The organism is Cellulomonas bogoriensis 69B4 = DSM 16987, from assembly GCF_000767165.1.
GTDB lineage: Bacteria > Actinomycetota > Actinomycetes > Actinomycetales > Cellulomonadaceae > Actinotalea > Actinotalea bogoriensis.
Genome location: NZ_AXCZ01000286.1, coordinates 1 through 2083, shown reverse-complemented (window position 1 = coordinate 2083; position 2083 = coordinate 1). Strand labels below are relative to the sequence as shown.

Below are 2083 nucleotides of genomic sequence, written 5' to 3'. Positions count from 1 at the left end.
GGCGCCGAGCAGCTCGCGCAGGGTGCCACGGCGGCGCAGGGTGGCGCGGCCCAGCTGTCGACGGGCACCGGTGAGTTGCGTGGGGGCACCGCGGAGCTCGCCGACGGCACCGAGGAGCTCGCCGACGGGGCGACGGGCCTGGCCGACGGCACCGGGGAGCTCGCCGAGGGCCTGCTCATGGGTGCCGGGGCGGTGCCCGACCTGGACGGTGAACGGGTCGGGCCGGCGTTGGCCCAGCCGGTGGTGAGCGAGTCCGACCGGATGAACCGGTCGCCGGGCGGGGCCACCGACCCCGCCCCGATCGTGGTGGCGCTGGCCCTGTGGGTCGGTGCCCTGGCGACGTACCTGGTCGCGCGGGCACTGCCCCCGCACCTGCTGGCCGGGGCCTCGAGCGCGGGCCGTGTGGTGCGCGCGGGCCTGGTCCCCGGTGTGGTGCTCGGACTCGCCCAGGCCTTCCTGCTGGCGGTCGCGCTGCCGCTGTTCGGGGTGCGGGTCGTGTCGCCGGTCGCCGCGGTGGCGCTGACCGTGCTCGCGGCGGTGGTGTTCGCGGCGATCCACCAGGCGCTGGTCGCCCTCTGGGGCCGCACCGGGTGGGTGGTGTCGTTGCTGGTGCTGGCCGTGCAGGCCGCGTCCCTGGGGGGCCTGGTCCCCGTGGACACCGCACCGGTGGTGTTCCAGTGGTTCAACGGCGTGCTCCCGGTGCCCATGGTGGTCGACGGGTTGACGCACCTGGTGCTCGGCGGGGACGTGGGCTCGCGGGCCGCGGTCGTGGCCGGGCTCGCCGCATGGGGTGTGCTGGCGGTGGCCCTGTCGGTGTGGGCGGCCAGACGCCGGCAGCAGGTCACGGTCACAGGGTTGCGTCGGGAGCTGGCACCGGCCTGAGCGCACGGGTGGGTGCCGGCCCGGCCCGGCACCCACCTCCGGCGCTGTTGCGCGGTCCCCGGGCCGGGGGCACGGTGGAGCCATGAGCGCGAACGCTGATCCCGACCCTCAGGACACCCCTGGCCTGGAGCCGGGCGGCTCGGTCCCCCCGGGTGAGACACCACCGGCGGAGACGAGCAGCACCTCCGAGCTCGCCGACGGTCAGCCGGAGCTGCCCAGCACCCGCACCAACAAGGTGATGTACGGGCTGATCCTGGGCATCACGGCCGTGGTGGGCATCATGTTCGTGGCCTACGCGCTGTCGATCGGCTGACCCCTCGGCGGCGTCGACCTGCGCGTCGGGGCGCGGCTCAGCGCTCCAGGCCGAACAGGTCCGCCATGAGGCCGCTGAACAGGTCGGCGCCCTTGATGGTGGTGGTGCGGTGGGCGCCGACGACCGTCCGTGACCCGTCGGGCTGGCCGAGCTGGGACGCCCCGCCGTCCGGCCCCAGCGGCAGCACGATCATCTCGGGCGCGGGGGAGTACGTGGCCGACGGGGCCCGTCCGGCCACCAGGTCGCGGATGTTCTGGGCCACCACCCCGGCGTGGTCCCGCGCCGCACTGGCCCGCTTGGACTCCTTGACGTCGGTGATGTCCCCGATCGCGAACGTGCGGTCCTGCCCGCGCACCATCAGGTGCTCGTCGACCGGGATGGTCCCGTCCCCCCTCAGGTCGGCCGCGAGCTCGGCACCCAGGTAGTCGGTGACGGGGCGGGAGCCGTAGCAGCGGAACCACATCTGGCCCTCGACCTGGACGCCGGCGGTGGTGGTCACCTCGAAGTGCCCGTAGGTCCCCACGTCGGTGGGAGGAGTGGAACCCAGCGGCGCGCCCAGCACGAACCGCACCCCTCGATCCGTCAGCTGCTGGACCACGGCGTCCCGCAGCTCGGGCAGGTAGTCGCCGTTGGCGAGCACCTGCGGCGCCTGGTCCACGACGGTGACCCCGAGCCCCGGGTGGACCGAGGTCAGCTCACCGGCGAGCTCCAGGCCGACCGCGCCACCCCCGACGATGACGACCTCACGGCACCGCACCAGCCCTTCACGCAGCCGCTCCAGGCGCGAGGTGGCGACAGCGGTGGCGTCCTCCAGGTACTTGGCGGGGAACGGGTACCCCGTCCCGGTGGCGAGGACGACGTAGTCGGCGGTCAGGACCTCGGACGAGG

3 protein-coding genes are annotated in these 2083 nt (G+C 74.7%); 2 read left to right on the top strand and 1 reads right to left on the bottom strand.

The window, feature by feature from the left end; all coding sequences use genetic code 11:
* Together N869_RS14665 and N869_RS14660 are read left to right on the top strand one after the other, a co-directional pair.
* A partial coding sequence (locus tag N869_RS14665; RefSeq protein WP_035062852.1) for a YhgE/Pip family protein occupies positions 1–882 on the top strand: 882 nt, incomplete at its 5' end.
* Positions 883–964: 82 nt separating this feature from the next.
* Positions 965–1195 (top strand): DUF6480 family protein, encoded by a 231-nt coding sequence (locus N869_RS14660; protein ID WP_035062847.1) that lies wholly within the window; start codon positions 965–967, stop codon positions 1193–1195.
* 37 nt (positions 1196–1232) lie between these two features.
* On the opposite strand, the gene N869_RS14655 is transcribed toward N869_RS14660, so the two are convergent.
* Positions 1233–2083 (bottom strand): FAD-dependent oxidoreductase (locus N869_RS14655; RefSeq protein WP_035062846.1); only part of this gene is annotated, 851 nt, incomplete at its 5' end.